Source organism: Paenibacillus sp. RC67 (assembly GCF_030020805.1).
Taxonomy (GTDB): domain Bacteria; phylum Bacillota; class Bacilli; order Paenibacillales; family NBRC-103111; genus Paenibacillus_S.
Genome location: NZ_CP125098.1, coordinates 6,367,007 through 6,380,652, shown reverse-complemented (window position 1 = coordinate 6,380,652; position 13,646 = coordinate 6,367,007). Strand labels below are relative to the sequence as shown.

Genomic DNA, 13,646 nt, shown 5'->3' with positions numbered 1-13,646 from the left:
CTTTAAGCGGGGGTCCCAATGAACGGATTGGATTGGGCTGCGGCTGTGATTACTGTAACGGGTACGGTGTTGGGCTATTACCGAGGCTTGGTCAGCCAAATCGTATCCGTTGCGGGTTTGTTTATTGCTTATCTGGTTGCATTTGCTTTGTACCAGCAAACAGCTCCATTGGTTGCAGGTGTCATTTCCTTGCCGGCAAATGAATCGTTTCAAAAATATGAGAGCCTTATGAAGGAGCTTCATATTGACACCTACATGTATAATGCGATTGCGTTCGCTTTGCTTCTTTTTGGAGTCAAATTTGCCTTAAGCTTGGTAGGACGCATATTGAACTGGATTGCATTGACGCCAGGCCTAAAAACGATAAATCAATGGAGCGGAGCTTTGTTGGGATTTGCTGAAGCGGTGCTGTTGATTGTAATTGCCGTACAAGTCATGACCGTCATTCCTAACGAAACCGTGAGACATTTGTTGGATGGCTCCAAATCCGCGCCTTATATTTACAACGCAATTCCTTCGGTGACGGACAAGCTTCATGAGCTTTGGAACAAAAAAACGGCTTGAAACAAATAAAAAAACCGATTTCTAGTATTTCTAGAGATCGGTTTTTTTGCTATCTGAGGAGTCTTAGGATTCCACGATCAGCTTGGATTTCATATTGATATGGCCGGAACCGCAAGGAACGGTACAAATAATGTCATAGGTACCTTCTTTGTCAGCTTTGAATGTTTTTGTTTTTGTGCTGCCATCCAACTTAACATTCAAACCTTTAATTTCTACGCCGTGCATGCCTTCTTTATTTTCCAATGTGACTGTAATGTCTTGTCCCTTTTTCACTTTATACTCTGCTTGATCGAACTTAAAGTTCGAAGCGACCAGCTTCAAATCGTTAGAAGCCCCGGTGGATGCTGTGCCTGATGCCGCGTTTGAAGCCGGCGCCGGCGCTTTTGCCTCTTCTTTTGTACCGCAAGCCGATAATGCGAATATGAGACAGACAGCTACTGCCAACATGATTAACCTTTTCATCCTTTACCCCTCCATCAAACATTATGGTTTTCACACTGTTCATGATACACGAGCGGTATCCATTTTGCAGTGACAAACCGGTGAATAATGGAAGAAGATTTTGCGACATCATGTACATGAAAAAATCAGCCTTACGGGAACCCGCAGACTGATTTATAAAGAAATTGTGCTCTAGTCACGCCCGCCTGCCCCTTGCTCGAACGGGGTTTTGACCGGGATGAACAAGTCGATGATCCCAATAACCAACGCAGCCAGAATAGCACCTATGAAGCTTGTGGAAACTCCGCTGACAACAAATTGGGCTACCCAAATGATAACGGCACTGGTGATGAAACCAACAATCCCGCGACCGAATGGCGTAATTTTTTTGCCGAAAATGCCTTCGATAACCCATGCTGCAATCGCAATGACCAAAGCCAAGAAAAATGCGCTCCAGAATCCTCCGACCTTAAAAGCAGGGACAATGAAGCTTACAAACATTAGCACCAAAGCAGATACGATAAACCTGACGATATGTCCAAGCAAATGCATCGGCTTATAACCTCCCTCAACATGCGATTTGGCATTACTTCGACTATTAACTCGCTGCACATAGTATTATTGCCTTCATTGATACGTTTATGAGAGCCATATTTTAGGATGATGGATAAAACGGCTATAGTTGAAAATTAGCTTATCCCCAAGCCATCGGATATAATATAATGAATAGGTCTGTAACGGAAAAGAAAGGTAGGATGGAATTGAATAGCAAAATTTTAAAGACCCTGGACTATGCGTCCATTTTAAATAAATGCGCAAATCATGCTGAGACCAGCTTAGGAAAAGAACGCGTAGAGGAGCTTCTACCAAGCGGCGATTTTGAAGAAGTAAAAAGACGTCTTAGAGCTACCGACGAAGCGGTAAACGTCAATCGGTTAAAAGGAAGCGCTCCTTTCGGAGGCATCCGGGATATCAAAAATGCCGTTCATCGGGCGAGAATTGGAGGAGTACTGAGTCCCTCCGAGCTTTTTGATGTTGCTAATACTATTTATGGAGGCCGCAGGCTTAAACGGTTTTTGGCAGATGTTCATGAGGATTATCCGATTCCGTCCTTACTTTTGCTCACGGAACAAATCGAAGAGCTGAAGACAACAGAGGACCGAATCAAGCAATGTATCGACGACAATGCCCAGGTAATGGATTCCGCAAGCCCGGAGCTAGCTCGTATTCGTCAGGAGCTTCGTACGAGCGAGACGCGTGCACGTGATCGTCTGGAACAGATGGTGCGGACCCCTTCCATACAAAAAATGCTGCAGGATAACCTGGTTACAATACGTAACGATCGTTACGTTATTCCAGTCAAGCAGGAGTACCGCGGCCATTTTGGCGGCATGATTCACGACCAATCCGCATCTGGAGCTACCTTATTTATAGAACCGGAAGCTGTAGTCCAATTGAATAACCGTGTACGGGAGTTGAAGCTGAAGGAAGAGACGGAGATTGAAAAAATCCTTCGTATCCTTACCGAGCTGGTAGCGGAATCGGCAGATTTTCTGCTGGGCAATATCGATGCGCTGGCAGAGCTGGATTTCACCTTCGCCAAAGCAGGACTTTCCCACGATATGAAAGCAACGCTGCCGGTGTTGAATGACCGTGGATTTATAAAAATCAAACGCGGCCGGCATCCCCTTATTCCCGTGGATGCGGTGGTCCCGTTGGACATCGAGCTTGGCAACCGATATACGACGATCATTGTGACAGGTCCAAATACGGGTGGGAAAACCGTCTCACTGAAGACGATTGGGCTTCTCTCCCTAATGGCGATGTCAGGGCTGTTCGTTCCTGCAGAGGAAGGCAGCCAGCTGTGCGTCTTTGATGCCATCTATGCTGATATCGGCGATGAGCAGAGCATTGAACAAAGCTTGAGTACGTTCTCAAGCCACATGACGAATATTATTCGAATTCTTCGCGATATGACGCCGAAAAGCCTGGTGCTTCTCGATGAGCTTGGAGCAGGTACCGATCCGGCAGAAGGCTCGGCGCTGGCGATTTCGCTATTAGAGTACATTCACCGAATGGGCTGTCGCATCGTAGCTACTACCCATTACAGCGAACTCAAAGCTTACGCTTTTGATCGCCAGGGAATTATTAACGCCAGTATGGAATTTGACGTCCAGACTCTGAGTCCTACGTACCGATTGCTGGTCGGAGTACCGGGCCGAAGCAATGCATTTGCTATCGCTGAGCGGCTGGGATTAGCCAAATCGATAATCGACCATGCCCGTGGGCAGGTGGGCGAGGAAGACCAACGCGTGGAATCGATGATTGCCACGCTGGAAGAAAATCGTTTGACCGCTGAAGCGGAGCGCCACACGGCTGAACAGCTCCGCCGCGAGGTAGAAAGCCTGCGCACGAAGCTCGAAGGCCAGCAGCAGCGCTTTGAGGAGCAGCGAGATCGATTGTTCGAAAAGGCGGAACGGGAAGCGCAAGAGGCAGTCGCCAAAGCTCGACGTGAGGCGGATGAAATTATCACCGATCTTCGTCGGATGCAGCGTGAAGCGAATGTAGTTAAGGATCATCAACTGAGCGACGCCAAACGCAGATTGGATCAGGCGGTGCCTGAGCTTCGGCAGAAGAAGGCCGCAGCACCGTCCAAGAAAAAGCAGGATAAGCTTGGAGCGGGTGACGAGGTGCTTGTAACGAATCTTCGGCAGAAGGGTCATATCGTCGAAGTGGTGAATGACACTGAGGCGATGGTGCAGCTCGGAATCATGAAGATGAAGGTTCATTTAAGTGATCTGGAGCTGGTTAAGGCAGCTTCCGCCGCGGCCAAAAAACCGCAGCAAGCGGCTGCGAGTCTCAAGCGGACGCGAGACGAAAATGCCAGAATGGAATTGGATTTACGGGGATCCAATCTGGAGGATTCGATCATCGAAGTCGACCGTTTTCTGGATGAATCCTATTTGGCCAATTTTGGTCAAGTCTACATTATTCATGGCAAAGGTACCGGAATTTTACGTACCGGAATTCAGGAATTTTTACGCAAACATAAGCACGTCAAGAGTTTCCGCATCGGCAACTATAATGAAGGCGGTACTGGGGTAACCGTAGCTGAGCTAAAATGACAAATTTTTTTAAAACGAGATGAAACTCTAGGAAGGGTTACCTCGTATGTATAGTGTAAACATCGATGTTGCTGTAAGATAGGAAGTAAGCTACTTAAAATACAAACTAACTATTCATGGGAGGAATTTTAGTATGGGAATCTTTAAAAGACTGCGTGATATGACGATGGCTTCAATTAACGATCTGTTGGATAAAGCCGAAGATCCTGTAAAAATGCTTAATCAGTTTTTGCGCGATATGGAAGAAGATATCAATGAAGCCGAAGTGGCTGTAGCGAAGCAAATCGCCGTTGAGAAGAAGTTCAAGCAGCAATATGAGGAAGCTTTCGAAATGGTGCAAAAGCGTGAAGAGCAAGCATTGAAAGCTCTGGAGCAAGGCAACGAAGACTTGGCTCGCCGCGCCTTGCAGGATAAGAAAGAGCACCAAACTCGTTACGATGAAATGAAAAATCAATACGATATTGCCAAAGGCAATGCCGATCGTTTGCGTAATCAGCTTCAAGAGATGAAAGACGAGTTTAGTAAAATGAAAAACAAAAAAGATTTGCTTGTTGCCCGTGCAGAAGCTGCTAAAGCGCAAAAGCAAATCAACCAAGCTATGTCCGGCTTTGGCACAGACAATGCGGCAAAAGGCTTTGACTGTATGTCGGAGAAAGTATTGCAAATGGAAGCGGAAGCGGAAGCAAGCAGCGAGCTTCGTTCCAAAAATCGCAGCTTGGACGACGAACTGGATCAATTGGGTAAAAGCGATGGCGTTGACGATGAGCTAGCTGCTTTGAGAGCAAAATTGCAAGCGAAGAAGCAATCTTAATCCACCCCGAATTATCGAAATAGTATCGACTAAAAGAGAGACTGCGGCTGCCGGCCACAGTCTCTTCAACCGTTAACGCAGTTCCATATTGAATCCCACACCCGAATATGCTTTTCTTGTCTGGGGAGTACCCCAAAACGTAACGAACAAGCTTGGAGATTCGCTATACTTTTGAGGTTTTAAGGGAGGTGTCGATACTTGAATGATGAGGTGGATGTATTGTTAAATAATCCTTATATAGAGACATTAGCATTTTTCTCTGTAGCTGTCGTAGCGCTCATTGTGTTCCTTGCTATATTTGAATTAGTGACTAAATATAAGGATTGGGAAGAGATCAAGAACGGAAACTTATCGGTAGCCATGGCTACCGGAGGGAAAATATTCGGGATTTGCAACTTGTTCCGTTTTGCAATCTTGAATAACGATTCAGTGCTCCATTCGCTTATTTGGGCCGGTTACGGTTTTGTTTTACTGCTGGTAGCCTATTTTATATTTGAATTTTTGACGCCATACTTTAAAATTGATGAGCAGATACAAAAAGACAACAGGGCGGTTGGATTTTTGTCTATGATCATTTCTATATCCATGTCTTATGTTATCGGTGCAAGTGTAACATAATGAAGGATAGGCTATTACCGGAGGGCATGCAATGAAATATTTATGGGGTAGTTTATTAGCCTTGGCGCTTGTGTTTTTTGTCTGGGGCACTTATTATTTTATTAAACATGGTTAGTAAGTTGTTGAATCGGAGGAATGAACGGTGTCGCAATCGCATGATCAAATATGTCCCTGGTGCCAAACGGAGATTGTGTGGGACCCCGAAATCGGTCCGGAAGAAAGCTGTCCGCACTGCTTTAATGAGCTCGGCGATTACCGCAGCCTTAATTTGAAAGTAGAACAAGAAGAGCAGGATTCGGTTTTGGACGAAGAAGATGTCGAAGATGGTGATGACGATATCAACGACAATGATTTCGAGGATTACGAGGAATTTGATGGTATCGACGATTATGAAGAAGGTGTTCAGCGAGTGCTGGATACGCAAGAGGATACGCCGGAATGTCCCGTCTGCCACAGCTTCATGTTGTTAACAGGAACACGGACGATGGCGTTAGGATTCGTTCCTGTCGTACCTTCCGCATTGAAGGAGCCTTTAGTTAAGGCAGCTCATAGCACCAAAGTATTCGTATGCCCGTCTTGCTTTAAGGTTGAGCAAATATTGTCCGAAGAAGATCGTCTCGCGATGATCGAGCTGTTGAAGCAGCACGGAAGCCAATAAGGCGCTGAGTAAAAAGGAGATTCTCACATAGAGTGGGAATTTCCTTTTTTTGTTTTCCCTCATGTTTTTCATAGAGAGGGGAAGGTTAACAAGGACGTCATAATCCTACATAACAGGTGAGCAGATGCATTCAGGAACCAAACAATTTCCGCACAAATGGGTGCGAAGCAAAGAGCAGCGCAAGGGTTGGCGCTATAGAGGCCGTGGAAATGATACTTCCTCCAACAAAGGAGGGGGCATCCTGTCCGGACAGTCACGACTGCTTCTTGCTGTTCACGGCTTGGTAGCAGCGGCCAATGCTTTGTCAGGAACGTTCGTTAATGTGTACTTGTGGAAGGCTCGTCAAGACTTTGCACTGATCGGGTGGTTCACTCTGATTAATCATGTGGCGATGGCTCTGACTTTCTGGCTTGCAGGCAAATGGGTCAAAGAGCATAACAAGATGAACTGTCTGCGTGCAGGAGTTGCTGTTTCTGCCTTGTTTTATACGATGGTACTGTGGTTTGGAACCGGGGCTGTCAACTACTATCTGCTCTTGGGAGTTATTCTGGGTATGGCTTCTGGGCTGTTCTGGCTGGCTTTCAACGTCGTTTATTTCGAGGTGACGGACCCGGACAACAGGGATCGGTTTAATGGCTGGGCGGGACTGCTGGGCTCGGGAGCAGGAATGATCGCTCCGTGGATATCAGGGTTTCTAATCATTTATTTGAAGCAAACGAATGGATATAGAGTTATTTTTACCATATCACTTGCCATTTTTGTTGTTGGTGTCGTGTTTAGCTTCTTTTTGAAAAAAAGAAAGTCTGAAGGACATTATGAATGGCTGCTTACGCTGCGCTGCTTAAGACAAAAAGAGACGATGTGGCGAACGGTGTCACTTAGTTTGATCGCTCAAGGAGCGCGTGAAGGCGTGTTCGGATTTATGATCGGACTTCTCGTTTTTGTTCATACAGGCAATGAGATGAAGCTCGGGAATTTTGCGCTTATTACGTCTGCGGTATCTTTAGTCAGCTTTATGATTACGGGACGGCTGTTGAAACCGAAACACAGGAAAAAAGCGATGCTGATAGGCGCTGTCATGATGGTGCTCGTCATATTGCCGTTCTTTTGGAAGGTCAATTTCATGACGCTGCTCATTTTCGGAATCGGTGTCGGAATCTTTTTTCCGCTCTACTCGATTCCCATGACCTCCTCTGTATTTGATCTTATAGGCAAACATGCGGATAGCATTCAACACAGGGAAGAGTACATTGTGATGCGAGAGCTGGCCTTGAATGCGGGACGGATTACCGGCACGGCCGTGTTTATTCTCGTAGTTGCGTTGACGTCATCTCCTTCGGCGATGAATTGGCTGCTGCTCGGAATTGGGAGCACGCCGCTTGCCGCGTGTTTTTTCATGCGTAAAGTGCCGATGGATAAGCAGGCGAAGGTGGTTGACGGAGCTTGAATTAACTAGAACAGGTCTGGTCGAAGGACCAGGGCTGTTGACAAAATAAGGAGTGCCGTTACAATTAGGACGAAGGTGTAGAGCATAGAGCGACGAGTCCTGTGCGGAAAGGAGTGGCTAAGATGAGCAAAAACAATCGAATGGTAAACAGCGTTACAGAACTTATTGGGGATACACCGGCGGTGCGCCTTAACAGGCTGGTAGGTGAAAATGACGCCGAAGTGTACGTAAAGCTGGAGTATTTCAATCCGAGCGGCAGCGTCAAGGACCGCGCGGCAATGAACTTAATAGCGCAAGCGGAAAAAGACGGAATTTTGAAGCCGGGCGCCACGATTATCGAGCCGACTAGCGGTAATACCGGAATCGGGCTTGCAATGAACGCTGCAGCTAAGGGCTACAAGGCCATTCTGGTTATGCCGGATAATATGACGAAAGAGCGCATTAATATATTAAAAGCCTACGGAGCTGAGGTGGAGCTAACTCCTGCAGATCAGAGAATGCCGGGGGCTATTCGCCGCGCATTGGAGCTCAGAGATGAGATTCCGGGCAGCTTCATCCCACAGCAATTCGAAAATCCGGCAAATCCGGATATTCATAGAACAACTACGGCGTTGGAAATTGTTGAGCAGATGGATGGTAAGCTGGATGCTTTCGTTGCCTCTTCAGGTACTGGAGGCACGATTACAGGTACGGGTGAAGTGCTGCGCGAGAAAATACCAGGCATTCAAATTTATGTCGTTGAGCCTAAGGGATCTCCGGTATTGTCCGGTGGCAAACCAGGCCCTCATAAATTGGTAGGGACAAGCCCAGGCTTCGTTCCTGCGATCCTTAACACGGATGTGTACGATGAAATCGTTCAGGTTGCCGATGATGATGCTCTAAGAACAACCCGTGAGCTTGGAAGCAAGGAAGGGATTCTCGTTGGACCATCCGCTGGCGCTTCGGTATGGACTGCGCTGCAAATTGCCAAAAAGCTAGGTAAAGGCAAACGCGTGTTGTGCATCGCTCCGGATACGGGAGAACGCTATTTGAGCATGGGGATTTTTTCTTAATAGGCAAGAAGGGACAAGCACCTCAATAGAGGTGCTTTTTCTCATTTGTGTGCGGGCTTTAGCACTGCTGAAATGAAGAAAAAATTCTTTAGACTAGTTGAATAAAAATACATATAGATGTATAATTATAAATAAGAACATTACGGTAGGAAGGTGATTTAGTTGATTATTGCATTGGAAAATGAACCTCCTGCACAAGGACAGTTCGAGCAATTGCTGGCATCTGTAGAGGCTCATGAAAGCGATGCGGAACTTCTGTATAAAACGTACTGCCAAAGCCCTTATGTAATCGCCGCATACGATAAAGGCCGTTTGGTTGGCATCGGAAGAGTGACGACAGGGACGGAAGCGCCGAACGGAATGCAAATTACGGTGCTTGAGGATTATCGCTGCCACGAAATCGAAGCAAACATACGTAGACTGTTATCCATTCACCGTTAATCATAGGTTATAACCACAGCTTATAATCTCTTATATAGGAATACCTAGCCTGAGGATATTATGTTCCTTTGGGCTTTTTTGCGTTTGGAGCAGGTTTCGACAGCTTGAATTAGCCGAGCAGGATGAATTTTATTTTGCAAAAATCCTGTTGTTGGGTGTAATATGGAGTAATAATTATATATCCAAGACATGTAAGCGGGAGACAAGTTTTGCTGACGGCATAACTCGATTGAAGCTTATGAACGCACAACTCTTAGGAGGGTTAACCACCGATGGAACAGTTTAAAATGCGAATTATTGAGCTGCTTAAGGAAGACGCTAGAAGAACTCCAGCGTTAATAGCGACTATGCTGGGGGCACCGGAGGCGGAAGTGGCGGAAGCGATTCAACAATTGGAGCAATCGCATGTCATTATTAAATACGCGCCGATTGTAAACTGGGCGAAGGTGGACAACGAGAAGGTTACCGCATTGATTGAAGTCCAGATCACACCAGAACGTGGCAGAGGATTCGATGCGATTGCCGAGCGCATTTATTTGTATCCAGAAGTCAAATCTGTGTATTTGATGTCTGGCGCCTACGATTTGCTGGTCGAGATTGAAGGGAAAACGTTGAAGGAAGTTGCTTCTTTCGTTTCCAACAAGCTGTCGCCGGTAGACCGCGTGCTATCAACCAAAACACATTTCATACTTAAAAAATACAAGCAGGACGGCATCACGTTTGAAGACCATGAAGATGATCGCCGTATGTTAATCTCCCCGTGAAGGATGATGAATGATGATCAAACAACATGAACCTTCTACAAAGTCGATGTCGGGTTATTTGGCTCCCTTGGTAAGAGAAATTCCACCGTCAGGGATCCGCAAGTTTTTTGATCTGGTTAGCGCTAGCAAGGATATTATTTCCCTTGGCGTTGGGGAGCCTGATTTCTGTACGCCTTGGCATGTGCGTGAAGCTTGTGTCTATTCGCTGGAGCGCGGCAATACGAAGTATACGCCTAATGCGGGGATGCCGGAGCTTAGAGAAGCTATCGCCGAGTATTTGTACGACTCGTTTCATGTACCGTATGAGCCGTCTGACGAAATCTTAGTTACGGTAGGCGGAAGCGAAGCGATCGATTTGGCGCTGCGTGCTCTGATCGTTCCGGGAGATGAAGTGCTCGTTCCTGAGCCTTGCTATATTTCGTATTCTCCGATTACGACGATCGGCGGAGGGATTCCTGTCGGTATCGAAACGTTCGCAAAGGACAACTTCAAGCTGACTCCTGAGGCATTGAAGGCGAGTATTACGCCTAAGTCTAAAGTACTGATTCTTTGCTATCCGAGCAATCCGACGGGCGGCATTATGACATACGAAGATTGGCTTCCAATTGCAAAAATTGTTGAGGAAAACGATCTTATCGTCATTTCGGATGAAATTTATGCAGAATTAACCTACGAGCAAAAGCATGTTAGCTTTGCCTCGCTTCCTGGAATGCGGGATCGCACGATTCTTGTCAGCGGCTTCTCCAAGGCGTTCGCCATGACTGGTTGGAGAATGGGGTATGCTTGCGGGCACCGGGATTTAATATCTGCTATGCTCAAAATTCACCAATATACAGTGATGTGCGCTCCAGCCATGGGGCAGGTTGCCGCGCTAGAAGCTTTGAAAAACGGCATGGAAGAAAAAGACCGGATGGTAGAGTCTTATAACCAGCGCCGCCGGCTTGTGGTACAGGGCTTTAGGGATATCGGATTGGAGTGCCATGAGCCGCAAGGCGCATTTTATGCATTCCCTTCGATTGCTTCTACAGGCCTAAGCTCGGAAGAGTTTGCCCAACGTTTGCTCCATGAAGCGAAGGTTGCTGCGGTACCTGGTTATGTGTTTGGACGAGGCGGAGAAGGCTTTGTACGCTGTTCTTACGCGACTTCCGTCAACCAATTGCTTGAGGCAATTGATCGAATTGGAAATTTTATACGTAAATTATAGTTTCGACAAAAGTAGTCATTTCCATCTCCGACAAAAACTGTTATCTTTAATAGTATAGAAGTTTCATATCGTTATTTGTTTATGGGACTTCCGTATCTGAAGATATGGCTAAGGGGGGATGAAGAGTGGCTTTTCCGGAATATCAGCTTAGGCAATACCCGCAAATCAGTTGGATTCGCGAGAATAACCAGCAAGCCAAGTGGTTTTTTGGGAAAAAGAAGCAGTCATCTTCTGACGTATCTTTGGAAGAAGAGATTTATAGGTTGCGTCAGGAACTGGAACGCCTAGTTCAGAGTGAGGAATGCTTGACTTCACCGGATGTCGTGAGGATCAGCATGATCCTGGATAAAAAGATAAATGAATATATGAACCGCAATAAGAGGGACCGTTAACGGTTCCTTTTTTATTGTGTTGAGAAGGAGAACCGGCTGTCTCTTTTTTTGAAAGAAACTAGACTTTTATGATATGATGGGGGTTAATTAGCAATCCAAGAAAGCGCATCGATAAGGAGAGGGAACATGAGAGGGAAATTCATGCTCATCATCATGCTGCTGCTGGTGCTTGCCGGTTGCGGCGGGGGACCGAAGGCAGACGTGTTGATTTTTATGACGGGCTCCAACGGAATTCCGAATGAAGTCGGAGATAAGCTTCAGGCTGCTCTGCAATCCAAGCTTGGCGAAGCTCCAACCGTGAAGATTCAGACGACACCGATGTTTTCGATGGATAAGTTGGTCGTTGAGATTGCAGCGGGGGATAACAGCATTATTATTGTACCGACAGAACAGTTTAAAACGATAGGCCAGCAAGGCGGGTACATCAGTCTGGACGATGTGGCGAAGCAGGAGGATTTTCCGGGCGGTGTGCTGGAGCTGCCGGTAGATACGAAGGAAAAGAATGTTGAGCCTAAGAAAGAGAAGCATTTGTACGGAATCCCTTTGGAACAAACGAAATGGTTCACAGAGCTTAAGCTCAATGGCAAAGATTTGGTAGCCTTTGTTCCGGCAAATGCCAAAAAACCGGATAAAGCCATGCAGGTGATGAAGATCATCGCGCAAAAATAAATCAGAGCCGTTGTCCTGCAGATGGATACGTCTGACCCTAATTTCATAGAGTTGCTCGAAAAGGTGCCTGTCTGCTTTTAAGCCGAGAGGTTAAAAGGGAAGCCGGTTCGATCCCGGCGCGGTCCCGCCACTGTATTTGGAGAAGGGCCTCATATGCCACTGTTCTGAACAAGAATGGGAAGGCGAGGCTGCTGCTGCAGCTCCATAAGTCAGGAAACCTGCCTTGTCGGGAAGAGACCGAGCCTTTCGAGGAAAAAGGAGTGTCGTTTGCAACGTTGGTGTTGGGGTAACAACAGCGTTTGCAATCGTATGCCCTCTGCTTCCTAATTGTAGCGATCAGGAGCAGAGGTTTTTTGCCGTGTACGCCTAAAAGATGAATGAACACGATCAAGAACATGAAATGGAATAAAAAGGGAAGTGGGTTTTTGACTATGTGGAGTGAAACGAAACGAAGCGGGAAGAAGAAATGGCTGGCCGCTTTGCTAGGTCTTGCGTTGGTTTTCAGTGCGGCAGGTTGTGCGCCTAAGGAGACGAAACCTTCCGGAACAGGAGATTTGATAGATCCGCCAAAAGCGAGCAGCGGCAATCAGACAAGCTCGCCTGCAGCGGGCGCGAAAGCTACCGTTTATCCGTTAAAAATGAAGGATGCTACAGGCAAGGAGTTCACCTTTGAGAAAGCGCCGACCAAAATTGTATCGGTATCTCCAAGTGAGACGGAAACACTGTTCGCACTTGGTTTGGGAGATAAGGTTGTCGGTGTATCGGATTTTTGCGATTATCCGGAGGAAGCTAAGAAGAAGCCGAAGATGGGCAGCATTGTGAAGCCGAACGAGGAAGCACTGATTGCTGCTAATGCGGATGTCGTGCTGTCAGGCGTGTCCTTAAAAGTCGCTGCCGTAGAGCAGCTAAGAGGCTTGAATGTGAATGTCTTTAAGGTTGAACCCAAAACGATCGATGATGTAATGAACAATATTTTAAAGTTCGGGCAAATTTTTGACAAGCAGGAGCAGGCGGAGAAGGTAGTTGCCTCCATGAAAGCAGAACGCCAGAAGGTTACGGATGCTGTTAAGGACTTGAAGCCGGAGCAAAAGAAAAAAGTGCTTATGGAGTTTTCTCCAGGCTGGACGGTCGGTAAGGGCGAATTCCTGGACGAGCTGATTACTTTAGCGGGTGGAATTAACATTTCTTCCGATATGACCGGTTATGCGAAGCTGAATGAAGAAAAGGTTATTGCAGATAACCCGCAAGTTATTCTGTATCCTAAAAATTTGATCGATGAAAACTCCAAGAAGTCAATGGATCAAATCATTAGAGAACGAAGTAGTTGGGCGAATGTGGATGCGATTAAAAATAACAAGCTTGCCGGAGTGGATAAAGATTGGATCAGTCGTCCGGGACCGCGGATTACGGCAGGGTTAGTCGATGTCGCTAAAGGTATTTATCCGGAACTGGTGAAGTAA

The 13,646-nt window shown here is 46.5% G+C and carries 15 protein-coding genes and 1 riboswitch; of the genes, 13 read left to right on the top strand and 2 right to left on the bottom strand.

What is annotated here, in order from left to right:
• The first annotated feature begins 18 nt into the window (after window positions 1-18).
• Entirely contained in the window at window positions 19-564 is a 546-nt protein-coding gene (locus QMA13_RS28935; protein ID WP_282937122.1) for a CvpA family protein, read from the top strand.
• 63 nt (window positions 565-627) lie between these two features.
• On the opposite strand, the gene QMA13_RS28930 is transcribed toward QMA13_RS28935, so the two are convergent.
• Both QMA13_RS28930 and QMA13_RS28925 read right to left on the bottom strand, forming a co-directional pair.
• Window positions 628-1,026 carry a cupredoxin domain-containing protein gene (locus tag QMA13_RS28930; RefSeq protein ID WP_282937121.1) on the bottom strand — a complete coding sequence of 133 codons (399 nt, stop codon included), beginning with the start codon at window positions 1,024-1,026 and terminating at the stop codon, window positions 628-630.
• Window positions 1,027-1,197: 171 nt separating this feature from the next.
• Complete coding sequence (locus tag QMA13_RS28925) at window positions 1,198-1,557, bottom strand: phage holin family protein (protein WP_282937120.1); 360 nt, start codon at window positions 1,555-1,557, stop codon at window positions 1,198-1,200.
• A gap of 209 nt (window positions 1,558-1,766) precedes the next feature.
• On the opposite strand from QMA13_RS28925, the gene QMA13_RS28920 reads away from it, so the two are divergent.
• The 12 genes from QMA13_RS28920 (at window position 1,767) to QMA13_RS28865 (ending at window position 13,646) form a co-directional block, all read left to right on the top strand.
• The gene (locus QMA13_RS28920) at window positions 1,767-4,130 is read left to right on the top strand and encodes an endonuclease MutS2 (protein WP_282937119.1); all 2,364 of its coding nucleotides are present in this window, start codon (window positions 1,767-1,769) and stop codon (window positions 4,128-4,130) included.
• A 133-nt stretch (window positions 4,131-4,263) separates the two neighbouring features.
• The gene (locus QMA13_RS28915) at window positions 4,264-4,941 is read left to right on the top strand and encodes a PspA/IM30 family protein (RefSeq protein ID WP_282937118.1); all 678 of its coding nucleotides are present in this window, start codon (window positions 4,264-4,266) and stop codon (window positions 4,939-4,941) included.
• 198 nt (window positions 4,942-5,139) lie between these two features.
• Window positions 5,140-5,559 carry a DUF350 domain-containing protein gene (locus QMA13_RS28910; RefSeq protein WP_282937117.1) on the top strand — a complete coding sequence of 140 codons (420 nt, stop codon included), beginning with the start codon at window positions 5,140-5,142 and terminating at the stop codon, window positions 5,557-5,559.
• A gap of 142 nt (window positions 5,560-5,701) precedes the next feature.
• Window positions 5,702-6,217 (top strand): hypothetical protein, encoded by a 516-nt coding sequence (locus QMA13_RS28905; RefSeq protein ID WP_282937116.1) that lies wholly within the window; start codon window positions 5,702-5,704, stop codon window positions 6,215-6,217.
• Between the two features lie 124 nt (window positions 6,218-6,341).
• Window positions 6,342-7,664, top strand: a complete 1,323-nt coding sequence (locus QMA13_RS28900) for an MFS transporter (protein ID WP_282937115.1) — start codon at window positions 6,342-6,344, stop codon at window positions 7,662-7,664.
• 122 nt (window positions 7,665-7,786) lie between these two features.
• Window positions 7,787-8,716, top strand: coding sequence for a cysteine synthase A (gene cysK, locus QMA13_RS28895; RefSeq protein ID WP_282937114.1), 930 nt, complete (start codon window positions 7,787-7,789; stop codon window positions 8,714-8,716).
• 162 nt (window positions 8,717-8,878) lie between these two features.
• Entirely contained in the window at window positions 8,879-9,157 is a 279-nt protein-coding gene (locus QMA13_RS28890; RefSeq protein ID WP_282937113.1) for a hypothetical protein, read from the top strand.
• 272 nt (window positions 9,158-9,429) lie between these two features.
• The gene (locus QMA13_RS28885; RefSeq protein ID WP_028551104.1) at window positions 9,430-9,921 is read left to right on the top strand and encodes an Lrp/AsnC family transcriptional regulator; all 492 of its coding nucleotides are present in this window, start codon (window positions 9,430-9,432) and stop codon (window positions 9,919-9,921) included.
• A gap of 13 nt (window positions 9,922-9,934) precedes the next feature.
• Window positions 9,935-11,125: an aminotransferase class I/II-fold pyridoxal phosphate-dependent enzyme gene (locus QMA13_RS28880; protein ID WP_282943622.1), complete on the top strand. Its 1,191-nt coding sequence runs from the start codon at window positions 9,935-9,937 to the stop codon at window positions 11,123-11,125.
• A 125-nt stretch (window positions 11,126-11,250) separates the two neighbouring features.
• A complete protein-coding gene (locus QMA13_RS28875; RefSeq protein WP_282937112.1) occupies window positions 11,251-11,517 on the top strand; it encodes an aspartyl-phosphate phosphatase Spo0E family protein in 267 nt (88 codons plus the stop codon).
• A gap of 126 nt (window positions 11,518-11,643) precedes the next feature.
• Entirely contained in the window at window positions 11,644-12,186 is a 543-nt protein-coding gene (locus tag QMA13_RS28870) for a hypothetical protein (protein WP_282937111.1), read from the top strand.
• 44 nt (window positions 12,187-12,230) lie between these two features.
• Window positions 12,231-12,426: riboswitch (cobalamin riboswitch) on the top strand.
• Between the two features lie 155 nt (window positions 12,427-12,581).
• Window positions 12,582-13,646, top strand: coding sequence for an ABC transporter substrate-binding protein (locus QMA13_RS28865; protein WP_282937110.1), 1,065 nt, complete (start codon window positions 12,582-12,584; stop codon window positions 13,644-13,646).

Excerpts from the sequence above, each read along its gene's own strand:
- QMA13_RS28935 (WP_282937122.1), top strand. The coding sequence starts at position 19 with ATGAACGGATTGGATTGGGCTGCGGCTGTGATTACTGTAACGGGTACG.
- QMA13_RS28885 (WP_028551104.1), top strand. The coding sequence starts at position 9,430 with ATGGAACAGTTTAAAATGCGAATTATTGAGCTGCTTAAGGAAGACGCT.
- QMA13_RS28925 (WP_282937120.1), bottom strand. The coding sequence starts at position 1,557 with ATGCATTTGCTTGGACATATCGTCAGGTTTATCGTATCTGCTTTGGTG.
- QMA13_RS28900 (WP_282937115.1), top strand. The coding sequence starts at position 6,342 with ATGCATTCAGGAACCAAACAATTTCCGCACAAATGGGTGCGAAGCAAA.
- QMA13_RS28930 (WP_282937121.1), bottom strand. The coding sequence starts at position 1,026 with ATGAAAAGGTTAATCATGTTGGCAGTAGCTGTCTGTCTCATATTCGCA.
- QMA13_RS28880 (WP_282943622.1), top strand. The coding sequence starts at position 9,935 with ATGATCAAACAACATGAACCTTCTACAAAGTCGATGTCGGGTTATTTG.
- QMA13_RS28865 (WP_282937110.1), top strand. The coding sequence starts at position 12,582 with ATGAAATGGAATAAAAAGGGAAGTGGGTTTTTGACTATGTGGAGTGAA.
- cysK (WP_282937114.1), top strand. The coding sequence starts at position 7,787 with ATGAGCAAAAACAATCGAATGGTAAACAGCGTTACAGAACTTATTGGG.
- QMA13_RS28870 (WP_282937111.1), top strand. The coding sequence starts at position 11,644 with ATGAGAGGGAAATTCATGCTCATCATCATGCTGCTGCTGGTGCTTGCC.
- QMA13_RS28915 (WP_282937118.1), top strand. The coding sequence starts at position 4,264 with ATGGGAATCTTTAAAAGACTGCGTGATATGACGATGGCTTCAATTAAC.